Here is an 18,756-nt window from a genome sequence, read left to right on the forward strand (position 1 = left end):
GTCAGCTGTTCATTGGCTTGGCGGGCGCTTGCGTCGCGATCACGTAGATTGCGCCGCCCTCGAGCGCTTCGGATTGATGCCGGGTGCCGGCTGGCAGCAGGATGGTATCGCCGGCGCCGACCACCCGCTCGCCGCCATCCCAGATGAAGTTCAGCCGGCCGCTGATGATCATCAGGATCTCGTCGACCGGATGGGTATGGAACTGATGCACCTTGCCGGCCGCATCATGCTGCAGCTCGACCGAGCCCTGGGCCGGGAGCAGGTCCAGGATCTCCGGGGCGATGGCAAATTCAGTCTTCGTGCCTGCGATGATCTGGGTCATGCTGCCTGCTCCTTGTTCGCGATCGGTTGAGCCTTGTTCTGCGCGAGCTTGGCGAAGGGGCAGCCCGAGCTCGCATGGTTGTCGTCGTGCAGGAAGTACTGCAGATACTCGCGGCCGTCGGTTGCGCCGTAGCGGCCAAGAAGCGGAGAGGGGCTTGCGCTGTCGTACGGGATCAGGCGCTTTCGCACCGCCGCGAACGCAGCGTTCGCGGCCTTCTCCGTCCCGAGGATCTTGTCGAACACCCAGCGCGGCTGGAACGTAAGCATGAAGGCGCTGGACCGGCGGCTCTGCCGCATCACATGCGCGGGCGTCGTGCAGACCACGAAGATCGGCTCGCCCGCAAACGAGAACTCCCACATCGGATGGTCGATCTGTTCCGGAATCTCTGATGGCCAGGGGTTCTTGTCCAGCCGCGCGAGCTGGTCGAGCGTCAGCCACATCTTGCGATAATAGGCATCGAGTGTCTGTACCGGGCGGGGCCGCGTGAACACGATCAACGAAGTGTTGGGACCGAACGAGCGCGCCTGCGAGACATAATGCCCGAGTTGCTCGCCCAGCACCGCCACATCATACGGATCGAGGAAAAGGTAGCGGAGCTGATCCTGGCGATGTCCGGTCACGCCGAACACGCAAGGGAACGGCCTTGCCTCGCTGCTCATCTGCGCTTCAAACTCGGAGAACATCACGCTCTGCCAGCTGCTGACCGGAAAGTTTGCCGCGACTTCGCCTTTTCTCAAGATCAAGCGCTCCATAACACCCCCTACGCTCATAACGACACTAACGAGCTATCAACTTGCTTCTCATCAAGAGCGGCCCGGCAATGCCCGGCAGCGACATAAGAAGCAGAATGACAATCAAGGCGCTGTAGCCGCCGTCGCCGATCGCGGCCGTGTTGTGTACGGCGTCGGTCCCCGAGGCGTTGCTGGCGGCGAGCATCGCGAAGCCGATGATGGGCTGCGAGATACCGGCGAAAATTCCGGCGGCTGTGGTGTTCACGGATGCGCCCACACCGATCAGATCGGCGGTGTAGAGCTTCTTGACGCATTTCAGCACCAGCGGGACGGTGCCCCCGGCGACGAGCCCCAGGGCAGTGAACGCGACGGTGACGTAGGCGAGTCCAAATGTCTGGGCGATCGGCGGCAGCAGCATCGCGATCAGCAGCATGCGCAGCACGCAAATGCCGATCAGCGCGCGATCGAGCGCCGCCGCGGCGCGATCGGCGGCGTGACCCAGGAAGATCGAGCCGAGCGCATTGCCGATCATGAAGGCGAGCAGGGGCGTGCCGGCGGCTGTCGGGGAGATATGGAAGAAGTGCGCGACCATCGGAATGCCCCAGACGCCCGACAGCGTCGTCACCACCGCGAAATGCGACGCAAACGTCATTGCGCAACCCCAGTTCGCGACATGGGCCAGCGATTGCCGCGCGGCGATCACCACGCCCTTCAGCGTCTTGTTGCTGTGCGAGGCCGGATCGGGCTTGAGCGCGAGCTTGGCGAAAGCCAGGTTGGCGAGGCCAATGCAGGCGATGAACAAGAAGCAGGCCCGCCAGCCGAACCCTGAGACCGCAGCTGCAAGCGGCGTGGTCGCGATCACGCCCCCGACATATCCCGAGACCTGCGAGATGCCCGACATCATGCCGAACCGCTCATCGGCGAAGCTCTGTGCCACGAGCTTCAGGAGTGCGGTGAAGACCAGCGCATCGCCGCAGGCGACGATCAGGCGCGCAACAAAAACGTCGAGCAGGTTCGGTGCTAGCGCGAACGCGGCGCTGCCGAGCGAGGAGGCGATCATGCTGACGAGAACGACGCGCTTGACGCCGTAACGGTCGACCAGAAGGCCTGCCGGAATCTGCATCAAGGTGTAGCCCCAGAAGTAGCTTGAGGCGAGCATCGCAACGCCGGCCGCGTCGGTGTTGAAGTCGTGCATGAAGCTGAGGCTGACCGACTGCGGCGATACGCGCTGCAGGAAGGCGATGGCGTAGGCGATGGCCACCGCCGTCCACGCGAGATAGGCGCGATCGGTGAAGCGCGACGTCGGGGCATAAACAGCTTGTTGTCCGAGCATCGACATCACACCCTCGCGTAACCCACCGAGAAAAGGGCATCCGCTGAATTCGGAATCTTCCGCGACATCGCGGCATCGACCAGCGACGCGGTGCCATGATAGGCCTGCCGATGGTGCTTAATGTGGCCGTAAGCGCCGCGCATGATCATGTCGGGCAGTTCGAGCGGCTTGCCCGGATAGAGCGAGGTGCACATCTCGATACAGGCCGCCTGCAGGGCGAGATCCTGCGTATCGTCGAGCAAAGATGGAGTCACTTTTTCGCAAATCTTAGCGTTCGCTGCCCAGACGATCGGGTTGCGGGTTCGCCAGCCGTAGAGCACGTTGCCCTCGGCTCTCGCGGCGGCGCCGGAGCATTTCAGGACTTCCGCTGTGAAGAAGCCGTAAAAGCCGCGACCCTGGTGCGCCGGGAGCACTTCCGTGCCGCTGCGATAGATTCCGAGTCCGGCCGACATCTGCAGGATGCGGTAGACCGAGAAGGCAATGAGGCCAGACCGATCGTAGACAAGGATCAGGCTATACTTCTTGTCGAAGGGCGAGGAGGTTGTTGTCCAGTGCGGCTCGGTGGCCTGCCAGTTGACGGCAATGATGCCGTTCATGGCGTCCATCAGCGGCTGACGGTCGCAGGCTTCGACCCGGGAGGCATCGGGTAGACTGTAGATCGCGTAATCCGTCCAAGGCGATTTGATCGCCTCATATCCGCTGCCCAGATTTCGCGGCATGGCAGAACTCCAGAATTCCATTGCGAGCTATACAGGGCAGCCTCGAATGGCTTAAAGGACAATATGCCCTCGAAAACTGCCAAAGCGCCCCGGCCTGAGCCGCGCGACAAGAAAGCAACGCGGCGGATCGCGATCGTTGCCTTTCCGGGTGTGACCTTGCTCGACATCTCGGGACCGGCGCAGGTGTTTGCAGAACTGGAAGCGATCGAGCTGCCGGGACCGGACTACTCGCTGTCCTACCTGTCGACCTCCGGCGGGTTGGTGCCGACCGATGTCGGCATGATGATCGACACGGCGCCGATCGACAGTATTGCGCCCGGCGAGGTCGACACGCTGGTGATCCCCGGCGGGCCCGGCATCTGGAAGATTCGCAACGACGCGAAGTTGATGAACTGGATCGCGGAGGCGCTGCCCAAGGCGCGCCGTATCGCGTCGGTTTGCCTTGGCGCATTTGCGCTGGCCTGGACCGGGATTCTGGACGGCAAGCGGGCAGCGACGCACTGGCGTTATTGTCCCCGTCTGCAGGATGGCTTTCCCAATATCCGGGTTGAGCCCAACGCGATCTTCGTCAAGGACGGACGGGTCTGGTCATCGGCCGGGGTTAGCGCCGGCATCGATCTGGCGCTCGCCATGATCGAGGAGGATTTCGGCCACACCATCGCGCTCGATGTCGCGCGCAGACTTGTGGTGTTTCTGAAACGGCCGGGCGGTCAGAGCCAGTTCTCCACCGTCCTTGCCGCCCAGGCATCGGACGTCGAGGGACGCTTCAGCGCGCTGCACGCCTGGATCATCGAGAACATCACGAGCGACCTCAAGGTCGAGACCCTCGCGGAAAAGGCGGGGATGACGCCACGCACCTTCGCCCGGACCTATGTCAGCCGCACCGGCATGACACCCGCAAGCGGCGTCGAGGCGCTGCGGGTGGAGACGGCGCGCTTGCTGCTCGAAAGCCGCCAGATCGGCGGCGTGGTCGAGGTCGCCAAGCGCGCGGGATTTGGCGATGACGAGCGAATGCGGCGGGCCTTTCTGCGCCACCTCGGCGTATCGCCGACCGAGTACCGAAACCGGTTTTCGGGCAGCTAGCTCGCCTCGGGCGAGGTCGTCTGGATACGAACCGCGTCGCGTCGAGAACCGATCTATCTCACGAGCGAATAGCTGGCCTTCGCTGGCCGGATTCGTGGCTCAAGGTGGTAGCTTTTCCGGTTTGTCTGCGGCTAATGTGCCGCCCAAATCGGGAGAAGAAACACCATGAATGACGGGACCCCCATTCGACAGGCGCGCAATGTCGAACTCGGCGCCAGCGGCGAGGAATTCCAGAACCTGCACGAATTCGCGCGAAAGGCCCGCGCCAAGCTGAATCAGAACGCCTGGGACTACATCGTCGGCGCCTCGGAGACCGAGACCACGATGCGCCGCAACAGAATGGCGCTCGACGAGATCGCGTTCCGGCCGCGCGTCCTGCGCAACGTCATCAACGTCGATCCTTCTACCGCGCTATTCGGACGCAAGCTCCGGCTTCCCGTGATGATCGCCCCGGTCGGCGCGCTCGAGATCTTCGATCCGGATGCGGGCGCGGCCGTCGCGCGTGGAGCGGGAACGTTCGGCGCGGCGCACATGCTGAGTTCGGTGTCCGAGCCCGGGCTGGAGGACACCGCCAGGGCGGCACCGGATGCGCTTCGCATCTTCCAGCTCTATGTGCGTGGCGACGATGCCTTTGTCGAGGATGTGGTCAGCCGCAGCATCGACAACGGTTATGCCGCGTTCTGCCTCACGGTGGACACTGCCCATTACAGCCGGCGCGAGCGCGATATAGCCAAGCGCTATGTCCGCGAGAGCCGCATCCGCGCCACCGGCGGCGATTTCCAGAAGGGGCTGGAATGGCGGACGGTGAAGCTGATCAAGGACAAGTTCAAGATTCCACTTATCCTCAAGGGGATCGCCACCGCCGAAGACGCCAAGATCGCCCTCGACCACGGGGTCGACTGGATTTACGTCTCAAATCATGGCGGCCGACAGCTCGACCATGGCCGTGGGTCCATGCATGTCCTGCCCGAGATCGTTCAGGCGGTCGCGGGCCGTGCCAAGATCATGGTCGACGGCTCGTTCTGCCGCGGCACCGATATTGTGAAGGCTATCATTTCGGGCGCTGATCTTGTCGGCATCGGCCGGTTGCAGTGCTGGGCGCTCGCCGCGGCCGGTGAGGCCGGCATTGTCCGGATGCTTGAACTGCTGGAGGACGAGGTGATCCGCTGCCTCGGTCTGCTCGGCGTCACCAGCTTTGCCGAATTGGACAAATCCTACCTGCATCCGGCGATGCCGACCAATCTGCCGAGCGTGTTCAGTGCATTCCCGCTTCTCGATATCGATCCCTACCGCTACTGAGCCGCTGCGAGCAATGTATGAAGCGTTGGCGCGGTCGAGGCATTGTGCGCCTCGATCGCGCCAGCGGCGATCTATCTGTGGTGTCCATGAAGCCGCCGCGGCAACGACAAAGTCTGATCCAAATGCCGCACTAGTCGAGGCGGATGGCAGATAATCCATTCGCGGAATTTTCACTCGAGCGCGCGATCGGCTTGCGCTGGACCTTGCGGGATATTCAGGCCGGCAGGCTCAAATTGTCACCGGTCAGCGACGAGGATCTGCACATCCTCGCTGAGCTCGGTCTCGTCGAACTGCATGACGACGAGCCCGGGCTGACGGAGGCGGGAGCCGCCGTGCTGAGCGATTGAACAGGCGCGCAGCCTAGCGCGCATTCAGGAAGCTTTCACCGGAATTGCAAGGCGTGCACTGATAGGTCAGCACGTCGTAGACTTGGTCGCGCGGCTCGATCAAGGCAAGCCGCATTTGCGTGCCGCACCTCATGCACGGCATTTCTATACTGGTCTTGAACCGGGTGCAGGTCGGTGTCGGACGAACGGCGCGCAGCATCGGATCCCCTTATTCCCCAGAGACGCGAGCGCGACCGACGAAGAAGCCGAATCACTATGCCACAGTGCTGACATGATTGGAATCGGCTGTCGGTCGCGGCTAGGTAATTTTTCCTCAATCGGCCGGAGCGGGTGGGGTCTTTATAGCTCGCGATCCGGCGCTGACGCCGTCACAATCTATGCTAACCTCACCAGACGCTTATTTCAGGGGGCGCGATCATGATTGAGCCGAAGCTTGAAGTTCCCGCCGAGTTGCGCGATCTCGCGGAAAAGACCATCGATCAGGCCGAACAGGCCTTCAGCCTGTTCTTTGATGCCGCGAGCAAGTCGATGACTTCGATGCCGGGCGCCGGTACCGAGATCTCCAAACAGGCGCTGTCGTTCACCGAGCAGAACATGAAGGCGGCGTTCGAGCATGCGCGCAAGCTCGTGCATGCAACGGATCTGCAGGAGGCGATGCGGATCCAGTCGGAATTCCTGCGCAGCCAGTTCACCAATGCCGGCGAACACATGCGCCAGATCAGCGGTAGCGTGATGTCGGCGACCAAGGACGCGACGAAGGGCAAGTTCTAGGACACGGCGTTCGCGGCCCCATCGACGCTTTAGCGCCGGCGCGCGACGGCGACGCCGAGCAGAAACGCGACGAACAGGCTTGCGAGCGGCGCTTCGCGCGTGACCGCACTCACGATGGCCAGGGCTCCGCCCGGTCGGCGCGAGGTCGCGATGGCATCGCTGAGGCGATCGGTGGCGGCTCGAAGTCCGTCCGACACCTCCGTGATCGTACGCGAGACGTCCGTCGCGGTGTCGATCGCTCGTTCACCGAGTGTGGGTTGAAGCGGGAACTCGGGTGTTTCGGAGCTCATGTGCCGTGCCGCGATTTATTGAAGGCCAGGTGACCGACGTCAGGTGACCAACGCCTTTGCTATCCGCACGTTTTGCACGGCGATGGCGGCCACATATCGGAGAAATTCCGCAGCGGTGGATTGGTTCCACCGACATGCCTCGCTTTCACGTCGGGGAACCGGAAACTTACGCGCGGGTCGCGGCTTGTTTCCGTGGAGGAGACGATGATGACAATGCAGGCGCATGGCATTGCAGATGGCGGTTCGGTCAAGCATCGAAATCGGCATGGTGGCACACCGCTGTTGGTGGCGGCCGTGGTTGCGATCCTCGGCGTGCTCGGCATGCTGATCGTGGATCACGGCCCGTGGAACAAGCCGAACGTGCAGCCGGCCGCTTCGGCTAACTACTCAACGACCGGCGAGGCGGCGCGAGCCGCTGGCGCAAAGGTCATACCGACCGAGCCCAAGGCACCGATCGAGCCTGATCCACCCGGCCCAAAGCCCGCTCATCCGGCAAACCCGAGCACGCCGCAATAGCTGCGGGCGTTCGTGGGATCACATCCCGACGCAGGGCGCGGGAATTGACCCGTCGGGCAAATCAGCGGCACAAAATCATCGTCGGAATGTCGCGGGATGATCAGCGAATGCTGACCAGCATGCCCCACGCTGCTGCAAATCCTGCACCAACGAGAACCAGCACCGGGCTGTCGCAGAACATGCCGCCATACTTGCACATGGTGACGCCGAGAGAGCCGATCTGATGATGGCCCGCGGCGTAGAACAGGCCGGACAGGACCGCGAGCACGGCAGCAACGAAATACATCGACGCTTCCTCCTTGCAATCAAATGCGGCGCGGATCAGTTCGACCGACGCGAGCCAAAAGCTGTATTGATGTCGATCCAAATATTGTGAGCTGTCCGCTTGACGCGTCGGGCACACTGACATCATCGCAGCAAGCATAGGCGCTTGGCACCGGCCTGCGCTGCGATTCCGAATCTATGCCCAAACTTTCGCTCAAGGCGGTTTCTCACCATCGAAGCCGACGCATCGCATTTTACCGATCGCATTCAGCCCGAAATAGGTTTGACACGTCGGGCAACTCAGGGTCATAATCCGAAAACCAGAAATAGTTGAGCCCGCGCGGAGCAATCCGCGGCGGGCTTTTCCTTTGCCGTTTCACCAATCGGACGGCGACCGCACCGTCACGACGCCACATCCTCCCAGCCCGTCGCCTGAGTGTCGCAAACGCGCCGCCGTCCGGCCCCCTTGAAAAGAGAACGAATTGGCTGGTGCGCGCGAACGCGCCGGTCCTGCGGCGCGGCGAAAGCCGGCGCCGCCCGCGGCCCCACTCGTCAGGGCTAAGGTTCGCGCCCCAAAGATCGCCGCCCACTGCGCGATCTGCCGCACATTCATGCCATGGCCGCATCGCGCGCTGACGGCCGATCAACGCGGTTTGCATGACCGCCTATCTGATATCGCTCGCGCTCGCGGGATCTGGTTGCCATCGCGTTGTGGGAGCTTGCATAAGCGCCGAGATTATCCAGTTCATTCAGAGCGCCCGCATCCCAAACGCGAGCAGACGGACGTTCCCACGGTCGCATTTTCGTGCGGTGTTGCCTGATCCTGATCCGGATTGCGACACGGCTCCGAGCGAGTACATCTTCTTGGCCAATGATTTTATCCGGCGAGGATATCGGCTCTTCGAACCTGTCTCGCCCTGGGCATGGCAGCACACGCTGTATTGGAGGAAGGAGCTCGTCTAGATCCTGCGACGTGGGTTCGGGTTGTCGCGAACAATTCGATGACGTTGAGCGCCGGTGGCTTCGGCGATCGGGGTTTTTTGCGTTTCTGGCCATGGGTAACATCCTTCGGCAAGCCGCGGTCGTAGCCGGCATCGAATTTTGGGCGTGGGGATGCTAGAATGGGCCTCTGCAGTGCGAACGAAGCATCGCTGGAAGCGTTTCCTCAAATGGGCGCCCGGCGGCAGTCGTGGATCCTGAGCGCTGAATTCGCGGAATGCAGGCTTGCGCGCCTTGATCTCTGGTGATCGATCGATAAACTGAGTTGACGGCTCGATCGCGCGCGCAAATGTCTTGGAGATCGAACGAAGGAAGAGACCATGGTTGAGGTTGGCCGCGGGCTCGACACGAAGGTACAGCCAGGCCCGGATATGGATCGTTATTCGGTCATGGTCGCACGAGCCAAAGCGCTTGTTCCGGCATTGCGCGAACGGGCATCGCGGACCGAAGAGCTGCGCAGATTGCCGCCGGAGACCGAGCGGGATTTGCTTGACAGCGGCCTTTTCCGGATCCTGCAGCCCAAGCGCGTCGGAGGCAGCGAGCTCGACTATGTTGCCCTGGTCGACTGCGCCGATGCGCTCGGGCAGGGAGACGCCTCGGTCTCCTGGAATTTTGCCAACCTTGCAAGTCACCACTGGATGCTGGCTATGTTCGCGCCCGAAGCGCAGAGCGCGGTGTGGGGAGAGGATCCGGATGCGCTGATCGCGTCTTCCTTTGTCTTCCCGGCAGGTCGTGCGAGGAAGGCAAGTGGCGGATATGTTCTGAATGGTCATTGGCCGTTTTCGTCCGGGGTGGAATCCTGCGGATGGAACATGCTCGCGAGCGTGGTCGCCTCGGATGATGAGGCCGACGGTGTCGAGTATCGGCTATTCCTGTTGAACAGGCGGGACTACAGCATCGACGACACCTGGAATGCGGCTGGCTTGCGCGGAACGGGATCGAACGACGTGCGGGTCACCGACGCATTCGTTCCCGAGCATATGACCGTTGCCGTCAGCGATCTTGCGGGAGGTGCGACGCCGGGCAGTATCGTCAATCCGAATGCGCTCTACATGCTTCCAGTCTTTTCGTTGTTTCCCTATGTGTTGTCCGGGGTTGGTTTGGGAAATGCGCAGGCTTGCCTTGATGACTATGTCGAGATCGCGCGACACCGCGCTTCGACATATAACCGGGCCAAGATCGGGGACCTGCAAAGCACACAGATCAAGATCGCCGAGGCGTCGGCGAAGATCGATGCCGCGCGGCTAATCATGCGCACGAACTGCGTTGAGGCACTTGCGCAGGTCCGGCGTGGCGATATCCCGGGCATTGCAGCGAAGACGAAGCTTCGGCGCGACGGTGCGTTCGCGGTCAATTTGTGCACCGAGGCGGTGTCTCTTCTATTTGCGGCGGGCGGCGCACGCAGCCTGTTTACCTCGGGAGCGTTGCAGCGCCAATTCCGCGACGCGCACGCGGTGAATTCGCATCTCGCGTTCAATTTCGACGCGGCGGGCACCAATTACGGGCGGGTGGCTCTGGGGCTGCCGTCTGAAAACCTGACGCTTTGAGGTCAGCCGGATGTCCGACTCGCCCAAACATCCGCTGGATCCCGCCAGTGAGCTCGCAAGCGATAGTTCGGCGATCGATCCCCGTGATTTCCGCAATGCGCTCGGTACGTTCGCAACAGGTGTGACGATAGTCACCGCGATGGCGGCTGAAGGACGGCCCTATGGAATTACTTGTAATTCCTTTGCATCGGTGTCGCTCAATCCGCCACTTGTGTTGTGGAGCCTGGGCATGTTTTCGCAGGGACTGCCGATCTTCCAGAATGCCAGCCATTTTACGGTCAACGTTCTAGACGCGTCGCAACAGGCGCTGGCGGTGCAGTTTGCCAGATCGTCGGGTGACAAGTTCGCGGGTGTGAGCTGGACGCCGGGCCTCGGGAATGCTCCCGTGCTTGCCGATGTGGTCGCGAATTTCCAGTGCCGTGCCGCCAACCGCTACTATGGCGGGGATCACGTCATTTTCCTGGGCGCGGTGGAAGCCTACGCCTATAACCGGAACAATCCGCTGGTGTTCGCGCGCGGAGGTTTTGGCGGGTTTTTGGCTGAGGGTGGTGACAAGACATCATGAATCGAAAGACGCCCGTCAAGCGCGTTCGTGCCAAGCAGAGGCGACTATCAGCCGTCGATCGTCGCAGTGAATTCGTTACCAAGGCAACCGAGCTATTTGCGGAGGAGGGATTTGGCGGCGGCACGCGCGCCCTTGCTCACAAGCTCGGCGTAACGCAGCCGCTGCTTTACCGCTACTTTCCGAGCAAGGACGATCTCATCAAGGAGGTCTACCGCAAGGTATATCTCGAACCGCTTGAAATCGGCTGGGAGAAGGTGCTCTCGGATCGGTCACGTCCGCTCCGCGTGCGGCTTCAGGAATTTTACGAAATCTATACCGACGCGATCTTCAATCGAAGATGGCTCCGGATCTATCTCTACTCCGGCCTGAAGGGCCTCGATATCAATCGCTGGTATGTAGGCATGGTCAAGGACAAGATCCTGACGCGCATTCTCCGGGAATGCCGCCACGACGCCGGCCTCGCGACGCAAGGCAGGCCCAGCGCCGCAGAACTCGAGCTGGCCTGGGTATTTCACGGCGGCATCTTCTATTATGGCGTACGCAAGTACATCTACGAAGCGCCTGTCCTCGAGGACAAGGCGCAGATGATCAGTGATGCGCTGGATATCTTCCTCGCGGGATTTGAGAGGATGGCCGAGAGCGCGACCGATCGTCGACGGGCGCCGGTCAAGGTCGTCGGCTGACCCGCGCTACATTGTCGCCATCTGACCCCGATACCAATCCCCGATCTCGCTTGCCGTCATGAGGGCGACGCCGTCATGGCTGATGACGTAGTCGAGCAGGGCCTCCAGGTACTTGATACGATGCGGCACGCCCGTGATGTAGGGATGCACCGAGATGGCCATGATCCGCGCATTCTCTGCGCCCTCGAGGTACAGCCGATCGAACTGGTCAGTGCAGCGCGTCAGGAACTGTTCCGACGGAAGGTGTTGCAGCGCGTGAATGACAATGTCGTTGGTCTCGACCGAATAGGGAATCGTCGTCACGGTGCCGTGCGGCGTGGCGATGTCCTGGGGGAGATCGTCAATCACCCAATCGGCCACGTATTCGATCCCGTTGAGGCGCAGGAGATCGAGCGTTTCTTCGGTTTCGGTCAGGCCCGGGCTTTCCCATGATCGCGGCGGCTTGCCGGTAAATCCAGCAATCGTGTCGACAGCGCGCTTGATTGCGTCCGCCTGATTTTCGACCTTGTGCATCGGGCCCTGAACAAACCCATGTCCCATGAACTCGAAGCCCGCCTCGCGCGCCGCCGACGCCACACGCGGATAGCTGTTGCAAACATTGGCGTTCGCAGCCAGCGTCACCGGTATCTTTCGATCGGTCAAAGCTTTGAACTGCCGCCAGAAGCCGGCGCGCATGCCGTATTCATGCCACGACCAGTTCGGCACGTCGGGCAGCAGGGGCTGGCCCATCGGGGGGCTCAGCACGGTGCGTGGCATCGCATTGTCGATGCGCCATTCCTCGACATTGAGGATAACCCACACGGCAAGCTTCTTGCCGTCAGGTAATGTCAGTTTCGGTCGGTCGACCTGCGCCTGGTACGGAATGCGATCAGTAAAGGCCATGTCGAACCTCCTTCACGTCGATGATCCGGCAGCGGTGGCATTGATCCGCGGCAGGACCTTCTCGGCCATCAGGATCATCGATTGACGGCCAAGCTCGCGATCTTTCCAGTCCTTGCCGGCGTAAAGCAGGGTTCCGAAGGTGCCAATCTCTTCCTGGAACGCCAGCAACTGGTCAGCCACGCTTTCGGGCGTGCCGTAGATGATCAATTTGTCGCAGATCGATTCCAGTGTGACCTCGGCGTCGGCTTGATCCCGTCGCGTCTTGAACAACTCGAGCCGGCCACTGCGCTTCAGCTTCGTGAACAGCTGGTGATAATAGTACACGTAGGGACTATCGCGCGACGTGGCATAGGCCTTCGCGGTTGCTGCATCCTTTGCCACGAACACGCTCTTGGCGACACGCCAATTGGCAGGCTCGGCTGCCCGGTTCACGCGGTCACAACCCTCGACATATTTCGGCCAGTGGCTCTTCACCCAGTCCGGCATCAGGAAGTTTGCCGAGATCGGATCCCAGCCGCGCGCCGCCGCCTCCGTGACGCCCTTTGAAAATGGCGCAACCGCGGTCACCACGATTGGCGGGTGAGGGGCCTGCAAAGGGCGAGCGACGATTCCCTGGCCGATGTCCTCGATCAGGGTCCGTTTGACCGAGACGTTCCAATATTTGCCCTGCAGATCATAGGGCGGTTTACCAGCCCAGATATCAAGAACCTGGTTGATGGCCTCAAGGAACATGGCATTGCGGTCGGCATCGAGATTGCCGAAAACCTCCGCGTCGGACAGCAATCCACCGGGGCTGATTCCAAGGATGAAACGGCCATCAAGCATGTGATCGAGCATGGCGACGGACGCTGCGACGGCTGCCGGATGCGTGTTTGGCATGTTGATGGTGCCGGTTCCAAGCTTGATCTGCTTGGTTGCGGCTGCGAGCCAGGCAATGAAGGCAATGCTGGAGGTGATGTTCTCGGCCTTGTCGGTGACGTGCTCGCCGACATACGCCTCGGTGAAGCCGAGCTCGTCCGCGAGCAGAAAAGCCTCGCGATCCTCCCGGAGCGATTGCCGCCAATCCTTGTCGAGAGGATGGATCGGCATCGTAAAGAAACCGAGCTTCATGATCCGCCTCCCCGCGATTTGAACTTTAGTTGGCAAGGAACCTGCGGCCTTCCCGAGGCGAAGACAAGCCCTTGCTGCACAAATAATCACTCGATAAACAAGCTTGACCTTTGAAGAGGGCGGCCCTCTAATCGGGCAAACCAAAATTGGGCCCGGGAGGCCACGCCCACATGAAAGCTGCGGCTTTCGCCTACGCCCGCGCGACCAGCGTCGTGAACGCGCTGGAGTTGCTCGCCATGCACGGCGACAAGGCGAAGGTTCTGTCGGGTGGTCAGAGCCTGATGCCGGCGATGAACCTGCGGCTCCTGTCTCCGGACATTCTGGTCGATATCGGCTGCCTCGCCGAGTTGCGCGGCATCACCGTGAGGGGAGACGTGCTGGTCATTGGCGCGCTGACCCGGCACGTCGATCTGCTCAGATCGCCGGAGGTTGCACTGCACGCGCGGCTGTTGCGCGATGCCGTTGCCCACGTTGCCCATCCCGCAATTCGCAATCGCGGAACGATCGGCGGCAGCCTCGCTCACGCCGATCCTGCGTCGGAGCTGCCGGCCTGTGTTGTGGCGCTTGACGCCACGATCGTTGTTCGGGGCTCGGCCGGCGAGCGCCGGATTGCTGCGACGGAGTTTTTCAGGGGAATTTACGAAACGGCACTGTTGCCCGACGAGTTGCTTGTCGCGGTCGAGGTGCCGGTCGCAGGCCAAGGCTCGACATTTTTCTTTCAGGAATATGCCCGGCGGCATGGCGACTACGCTGTCGTTGGTCTCGCCGCCCGTGCCGTAGTTGCGGCCGGCAGGTTCTCAGCTCTTCGCCTCGGCTTCTTTGCTGTTGGCGACCGGCCATTGCTCGCGGCGGCCGCCGGCAAACTGATCGATGCCACGGTAACTCCCGCCTTGCTCGCAGAGGCGACGGCCGCATTGGCCGATGAACTCGATCCACAGGAGGACCAGCAGGCGACCGCGGCCATGCGTCGACACCTCGCGACGGTCTTGCTCCGGCGCTGCGTGGCAGCATTGCTGGCACGGCCAGAACTGGAAACGGGAGTCGGCAAGTGAACGCTCCGGTACCGGTCTCGCTTCTGGTCAATGGCGAACCCATCGACGCCTTCGTCTTGCCGCGGCTCAATCTTGCTGATTTCCTCCGCGAGAATCTCAAGCTTACCGGAACTCACGTTGGGTGCGAGCACGGCGTTTGCGGTGCCTGCACGGTCCGACTCGATGGCGAGATCGTTCGCTCCTGTCTGATGCTGACGGTCCAGGCGCAGGGCGCGTCAGTTGAGACAATCGAGGGGCTGTCTGACAGCGGTGAAATAGCCGATCTTCAGGCGGCATTTCGCGAACGCAATGCATTGCAGTGTGGCTATTGCACGCCTGGGATGCTGATCACGGCGCAGGACCTGCTGAAGCACGTGTCCGTACCTGATCGTCGAGCAATCCGCGAGCATCTTTCCGGCAACTATTGCCGCTGCACAGGCTATCAGGCCATCGTGGATGCGGTGGAGGCGACAGCCAAGACGCGCGCGGAGCGGGGCGTATGACGGTGACGCGGGCGCCAGCAGACACGCTTTCGGTGCTTGATCGCCCGAATTCCTACATCGGCAAGACCGTACCGCGGCCGAACCTCGACAGGTTGCTGCAGGGGCGGGGCCAATATGTCAGTGATCTCGAATTGCCGCGGATGGCGCATGTGGTTTTTCTACGGTCGCCACATGCCCACGCCAAAATCGCAGCGATCGACGCCGAGGCGGCAAGGCGCATGCCCGGTGTCGTTTCCATCGTCACGGGTCGTGAACTTGAAGCGGTCATCACGCCGTGGGTCGGGGTGCTCTCGCACCTGAAGGGACTGAAGTCAGCGCCGCAGCACGCGATCGCGGTCGACCGCGTGTGCTGGCAGGGCGAGGCCGTTGCAGCGATTGTGGCGACCAGCCGTGCTGCAGCTGAAGATGCCATGGAGCACATTTCAGTCGACTACGAGGAGCTCGAGGCGGTCACGGACATGCGTGCTGCGCTCGATCCGGCAGCTCCCGTCATTCATGCTGCGCTCGGCGACAATCTTGCCTTTGAGCGGACGCTCGACGCCGGCGACGTCGATCATGCATTGTCGGGGTCCGAACTCGTCGAGGCCGACTTCGTATTCGGGCGCCACACCGGCGTGACACTTGAACCGCGCGCCGTCGTTGCCGATTGGAATGCGGCCGAGGCACGGCTCACGATCTATCAGGGCACGCAAGCGCCCCATATGGTGCAGAACATCGCGGCGCTGCATCTTGGGTTAGGGGAAGCGCAGGTCCGGGTGGTCTGCAAGGATGTCGGCGGCTCGTTCGGCATCAAGGTCCATATCTACGCCGACGAAATGGCGACCTACGCGCTGTCCAAGCTGTTGCGTCGGCCAGTCAAGTTCGTGGCGGACCGCGTCGAGAGTTTCAACACGGACATCCACGCCCGCGATCATCGATGCAGGGGACGGATCGGGGTCAGGCCGGACGGTACGATTACGGCCTTCGAGATCGACGACCTGACGGGGATCGGCCCGTACTCGATGTATCCGCGCACCAGCGCCATCGAGGCCAATCAGGTGGTCAATCTGGTCGGTGGGCCCTACGCCACGGCGAACTATCGGGCGCGGGCGCGCGTCGTTTTCCAGAACAAGAACGTAATGTGCCAGTACCGGGCGGTCGGACACCCGATCGCCTGTTCGGTCACCGAAGGCCTGGTCGATCTGGCGGCCGCGAGGATCGGCATGGACCCCGTCGAAATCCGGCGGCGCAATCTGATCGCCGACGATGCCTATCCGTGTGCATCACCCTCGGGCATGAAGTTCGAGCAACTCTCGCATCACGCCTCGTTGACCAAGCTGCTTCAGATGATGGATTACGACGCGTTGCGCGCTGAGCAAGCGGCCTTGCGCGCCAGAAACGTCCATCGAGGCATCGGAATCGCGAGCTTCATCGAGGTGACCAATCCCAGCGCTGCCTTTTACGGCGTGGGCGGCGCGAAAATTTCATCGCAGGATGGCGTTGCGGTCCGGCTCGACGCGCAAGGGTCGGTGATCTGCCAGACCAGCATCACCGAACAGGGGCAAGGGTCGGAATCGCTGACGGCCCAGATCGTCGGCAGCGTGCTTGGCGTTTCGATGGAACGCGTTCGCGTCATCCTGGGCGACACCGACCACACGCCCTATGGCGGTGGCACCTGGGCCTCGCGCGGTGCCGGCATCGGCGGCGAAGCTGCATTGCAGGCAGCCAAGGCCTTGCGAGAGAATATCCTGAACGTTGCCGCCGCCATCCTGCAATCGACGCCGGCCGAGCTCGATGTCGTCAACAACACGATCGTCAACGCCGCCGACGGCGCGCCGCGCATCGAACTGCACGAGCTTGCGCGGATCGTCTATTTTCGACCGGACACCCTGCCGCCCGGCATCCAGCCCGAATTGATGGCGACCCGGCATTTCGTTCCGCGCCAATATCCCTTTGCGTTCACCAACGGCGTTCAGGCCTCATGGCTCGAGGTCGATACCGAGAGCGGGTTCGTCAAGCTGCTGAAGCATTGGGTTGTCGAGGACTGCGGCACCATCATCAACCCGCAACTGGTCGACGAGCAGATCCGGGGCGGGGTCGTGCAGGGGCTCGGCGCGGCGCTGTTCGAGAAGTGCATCTACGACGAACGCGGTCAGCTGACCAATGCCAATATGGCGGACTATCTGGTCCCGATGTCCGGCGAGATGCCCGATATCGAGGTCGGCCACGTGGTGTCTCCGACGCAGGAATCGGAACTGGGAGCCAAAGGGGCTGGGGAGGCGGGGACGGCCGGCGCGGCAGCAGCGGTTGCCAACGCGGTCAATGACGCGCTCCGGCCGCTTGGCGCAACAATTACCGAGATTCCGCTCACGCCTCAGGTTATCCTGACCGCCCTGGGACGGATCTGAGTGGAGACGTTCCGGGCAACGATAATACCATAAGCAAAAACGCAGACAGTTCTTGGGGAGGAATAGTCATGACGAAGAAGGTCACCAAAGCTGGATCGATATCACGGCGTCGTCTGCTGACGACGGCAAGCGCCGGCGCCGTTCTCGCCGTCTCGCCTTTTCGCATCAATCTGCTTCAGGCCCAGGAAGCGCCCATCAAGATCGGCTTTCCGGTTCCATCGACCGGTCCATACGGTGCCGAGGCCCAGGACCAGGTGCGGGCGGGTCAGCTTGCTGTCACCCAGTTCAATGATGCCGGCGGTCTCAACGGCCGCAAGGCCGAGCTCGTCGTGCGTGACGACAAGCTGAATCCTGGTGAGGCGGCGACGCGGACCCTGGAATTGGTCGAGAAGGAGAAGGTGAATTTCGTCGTCGGCAGTCTGTCCGCGGCGGTTCAGCTCGCGATCAACAACGTCACCAAGGAACGCGGCGTCATCTTCAATTCGATCAGCCAGTCCGACGCCATCAACGAGGCGGCAGATTTCAGCAAATACACGTTCCACGAAGCGCTGAACCCGCACATGACGTCAGGGGCGGTCGGGCGCTACGCCTTCACCAAATTCGGCAAGAAGGTGGCGTTTCTCACGGCGGACTATGCTTATGGCCACGAGATGGTTCGCGGCTTTCTCGAGGTCGGCAAGCAGTTCAACATCGAGAACCTCGGTGACATCCGTCATCCGCTTGGAACGACGGATTTCTCGACCCTGCTGCCGCGTCTCCAGGCGCTCAAGCCCGATATTCTATGCATCAGCAATTTCGGCCGCGATCAGCAGATCGCGCTGAAGCAGGCGACCGACTTCGGCATCAAGAAATCGATCCAGATCATCGCGCCGCTGCTGTCGCATGCCAGTCGCGTTGCGGCGGGCCCCCAGGCATTCGAAGGCGTCGTCGGGGGCTGCTCGTTCTTCTGGGGCATCGAGGACAAGTTCGCCTCGACCAAGGCGTTCAACGACGCGTTCCGCAAGATGTATGACGGCAAGTTGCCTACCGACTACGGTGCGCTAGGCTATGGCGGTGTTCGGACGGTGCTCGAGGCGGTCAGGGGCGCGGGCAGCGTGGAGACCGACAAGGTCGTCGCGGCACTGGAGGCTCTGAAGTACGACTACTACAAGGGGCCGCAATACTATCGCAAATGCGATCACCAATCGGTGCAATCGGTGCTCGTGATCAAGTCGAAGTCCAAGGACATGAAGAACGAGTCAGATGTGTTCGAGGTTCTATCGACCGAAGAGCCTAACGAGAAGAACCTGCGTACCTGCGACACGCTTGGCCACAAGAGCTGAGCCATGCGCCGGCGCGCACCGCGGAGCGGTGCGCGTGCTGAGGGGGGGACAA

At 61.9% G+C, this 18,756-nt stretch carries 21 protein-coding genes and 1 pseudogene; 13 read left to right on the forward strand and 9 right to left on the reverse strand.

What is annotated here, in order from left to right:
- Position 1: 1 nt before the first annotated feature.
- Genes J2R76_RS40295 through J2R76_RS40310 form a run of 4 tightly spaced genes read right to left on the reverse strand, consistent with a single transcriptional unit; the run spans position 2 to position 3,105 of the window.
- Positions 2–322, reverse strand: a complete 321-nt coding sequence (locus J2R76_RS40295; RefSeq protein WP_141339794.1) for a cupin domain-containing protein — start codon at positions 320–322, stop codon at positions 2–4.
- Entirely contained in the window at positions 319–1,059 is a 741-nt protein-coding gene (locus J2R76_RS40300; protein ID WP_246786777.1) for a YqcI/YcgG family protein, read from the reverse strand. The genes J2R76_RS40295 and J2R76_RS40300 overlap by 4 nt, the downstream gene beginning before the upstream one ends.
- Before the next feature lie 40 nt (positions 1,060–1,099).
- The gene (locus J2R76_RS40305; RefSeq protein WP_168856029.1) at positions 1,100–2,392 is read right to left on the reverse strand and encodes an MFS transporter; all 1,293 of its coding nucleotides are present in this window, start codon (positions 2,390–2,392) and stop codon (positions 1,100–1,102) included.
- Positions 2,392–3,105 (reverse strand): hypothetical protein, encoded by a 714-nt coding sequence (locus tag J2R76_RS40310; protein ID WP_253625957.1) that lies wholly within the window; start codon positions 3,103–3,105, stop codon positions 2,392–2,394. Before J2R76_RS40310 ends, J2R76_RS40305 begins: the two co-directional genes overlap by 1 nt.
- Positions 3,106–3,168: 63 nt before the next feature.
- On the opposite strand from J2R76_RS40310, the gene J2R76_RS40315 reads away from it, so the two are divergent.
- The 3 genes from J2R76_RS40315 (at position 3,169) to J2R76_RS40325 (ending at position 5,834) form a co-directional block, all read left to right on the forward strand.
- Entirely contained in the window at positions 3,169–4,188 is a 1,020-nt protein-coding gene (locus J2R76_RS40315; protein ID WP_076834085.1) for a GlxA family transcriptional regulator, read from the forward strand.
- Between the two features lie 165 nt (positions 4,189–4,353).
- On the forward strand, positions 4,354–5,487 hold the full coding sequence (locus J2R76_RS40320) for an alpha-hydroxy acid oxidase (RefSeq protein WP_076834083.1): 1,134 nt from the start codon (positions 4,354–4,356) through the stop codon (positions 5,485–5,487).
- A 143-nt stretch (positions 5,488–5,630) separates the two neighbouring features.
- The gene (locus J2R76_RS40325; RefSeq protein WP_253589731.1) at positions 5,631–5,834 is read left to right on the forward strand and encodes a hypothetical protein; all 204 of its coding nucleotides are present in this window, start codon (positions 5,631–5,633) and stop codon (positions 5,832–5,834) included.
- A gap of 13 nt (positions 5,835–5,847) precedes the next feature.
- Here the strand turns inward: J2R76_RS40325 and J2R76_RS40330 are convergent, their stop codons facing one another.
- Positions 5,848–6,033 (reverse strand): hypothetical protein, encoded by a 186-nt coding sequence (locus J2R76_RS40330; protein WP_253589732.1) that lies wholly within the window; start codon positions 6,031–6,033, stop codon positions 5,848–5,850.
- Between the two features lie 218 nt (positions 6,034–6,251).
- Between J2R76_RS40330 and J2R76_RS40335 the strand changes: the two genes are divergently transcribed.
- Positions 6,252–6,605: a phasin gene (locus tag J2R76_RS40335; protein WP_016847366.1), complete on the forward strand. Its 354-nt coding sequence runs from the start codon at positions 6,252–6,254 to the stop codon at positions 6,603–6,605.
- Positions 6,606–6,634: 29 nt separating this feature from the next.
- On the opposite strand, the gene J2R76_RS40340 is transcribed toward J2R76_RS40335, so the two are convergent.
- Positions 6,635–6,895, reverse strand: a complete 261-nt coding sequence (locus tag J2R76_RS40340) for a hypothetical protein (RefSeq protein ID WP_253625958.1) — start codon at positions 6,893–6,895, stop codon at positions 6,635–6,637.
- Between the two features lie 213 nt (positions 6,896–7,108).
- Here J2R76_RS40340 and J2R76_RS40345 point away from each other — a divergent pair, with 213 nt between their 5' ends.
- A complete protein-coding gene (locus tag J2R76_RS40345) occupies positions 7,109–7,411 on the forward strand; it encodes a hypothetical protein (RefSeq protein WP_057020638.1) in 303 nt (100 codons plus the stop codon).
- Positions 7,412–7,511: 100 nt separating this feature from the next.
- Here J2R76_RS40345 and J2R76_RS40350 read toward each other — a convergent pair whose 3' ends face one another.
- Positions 7,512–7,697, reverse strand: coding sequence for a hypothetical protein (locus J2R76_RS40350; RefSeq protein WP_253626143.1), 186 nt, complete (start codon positions 7,695–7,697; stop codon positions 7,512–7,514).
- A gap of 845 nt (positions 7,698–8,542) precedes the next feature.
- Here J2R76_RS40350 and J2R76_RS40355 point away from each other — a divergent pair.
- From J2R76_RS40355 to J2R76_RS40370, 4 genes and pseudogenes are all read left to right on the forward strand, one after another.
- A pseudogene (locus J2R76_RS40355) lies at positions 8,543–8,638 on the forward strand (GNAT family N-acetyltransferase); the annotation flags it as partial.
- A gap of 407 nt (positions 8,639–9,045) precedes the next feature.
- Positions 9,046–10,221 (forward strand): acyl-CoA dehydrogenase family protein, encoded by a 1,176-nt coding sequence (locus tag J2R76_RS40360; RefSeq protein ID WP_375162655.1) that lies wholly within the window; start codon positions 9,046–9,048, stop codon positions 10,219–10,221.
- Positions 10,222–10,231: 10 nt separating this feature from the next.
- Entirely contained in the window at positions 10,232–10,786 is a 555-nt protein-coding gene (locus tag J2R76_RS40365; RefSeq protein ID WP_076834073.1) for a flavin reductase family protein, read from the forward strand.
- Positions 10,783–11,469, forward strand: coding sequence for a TetR/AcrR family transcriptional regulator (locus tag J2R76_RS40370; RefSeq protein ID WP_253589734.1), 687 nt, complete (start codon positions 10,783–10,785; stop codon positions 11,467–11,469). The genes J2R76_RS40365 and J2R76_RS40370 overlap by 4 nt, the downstream gene beginning before the upstream one ends.
- 6 nt (positions 11,470–11,475) lie before the next feature.
- On the opposite strand, the gene J2R76_RS40375 is transcribed toward J2R76_RS40370, so the two are convergent.
- Positions 11,476–12,351, reverse strand: a complete 876-nt coding sequence (locus J2R76_RS40375) for a polysaccharide deacetylase family protein (RefSeq protein ID WP_253625959.1) — start codon at positions 12,349–12,351, stop codon at positions 11,476–11,478.
- Positions 12,352–12,363: 12 nt separating this feature from the next.
- Entirely contained in the window at positions 12,364–13,461 is a 1,098-nt protein-coding gene (locus tag J2R76_RS40380) for an LLM class flavin-dependent oxidoreductase (RefSeq protein WP_076834068.1), read from the reverse strand.
- Positions 13,462–13,631: 170 nt separating this feature from the next.
- Here J2R76_RS40380 and J2R76_RS40385 point away from each other — a divergent pair, with 170 nt between their 5' ends.
- From J2R76_RS40385 to J2R76_RS40400, 4 genes are all read left to right on the forward strand, one after another.
- Entirely contained in the window at positions 13,632–14,513 is an 882-nt protein-coding gene (locus J2R76_RS40385) for a xanthine dehydrogenase family protein subunit M (RefSeq protein WP_141342848.1), read from the forward strand.
- Positions 14,510–14,995: a (2Fe-2S)-binding protein gene (locus J2R76_RS40390; protein WP_076834058.1), complete on the forward strand. Its 486-nt coding sequence runs from the start codon at positions 14,510–14,512 to the stop codon at positions 14,993–14,995. The genes J2R76_RS40385 and J2R76_RS40390 overlap by 4 nt, the downstream gene beginning before the upstream one ends.
- Positions 14,992–17,382 (forward strand): xanthine dehydrogenase family protein molybdopterin-binding subunit, encoded by a 2,391-nt coding sequence (locus J2R76_RS40395; protein ID WP_076834056.1) that lies wholly within the window; start codon positions 14,992–14,994, stop codon positions 17,380–17,382. The genes J2R76_RS40390 and J2R76_RS40395 overlap by 4 nt, the downstream gene beginning before the upstream one ends.
- Positions 17,383–17,450: 68 nt before the next feature.
- Entirely contained in the window at positions 17,451–18,704 is a 1,254-nt protein-coding gene (locus J2R76_RS40400; RefSeq protein WP_253625960.1) for an ABC transporter substrate-binding protein, read from the forward strand.
- Positions 18,705–18,756: the final 52 nt, after the last annotated feature.

Source organism: Bradyrhizobium sp. USDA 4532 (genome assembly GCF_024171315.1).
GTDB classification, from domain to species: domain Bacteria; phylum Pseudomonadota; class Alphaproteobacteria; order Rhizobiales; family Xanthobacteraceae; genus Bradyrhizobium; species Bradyrhizobium australafricanum.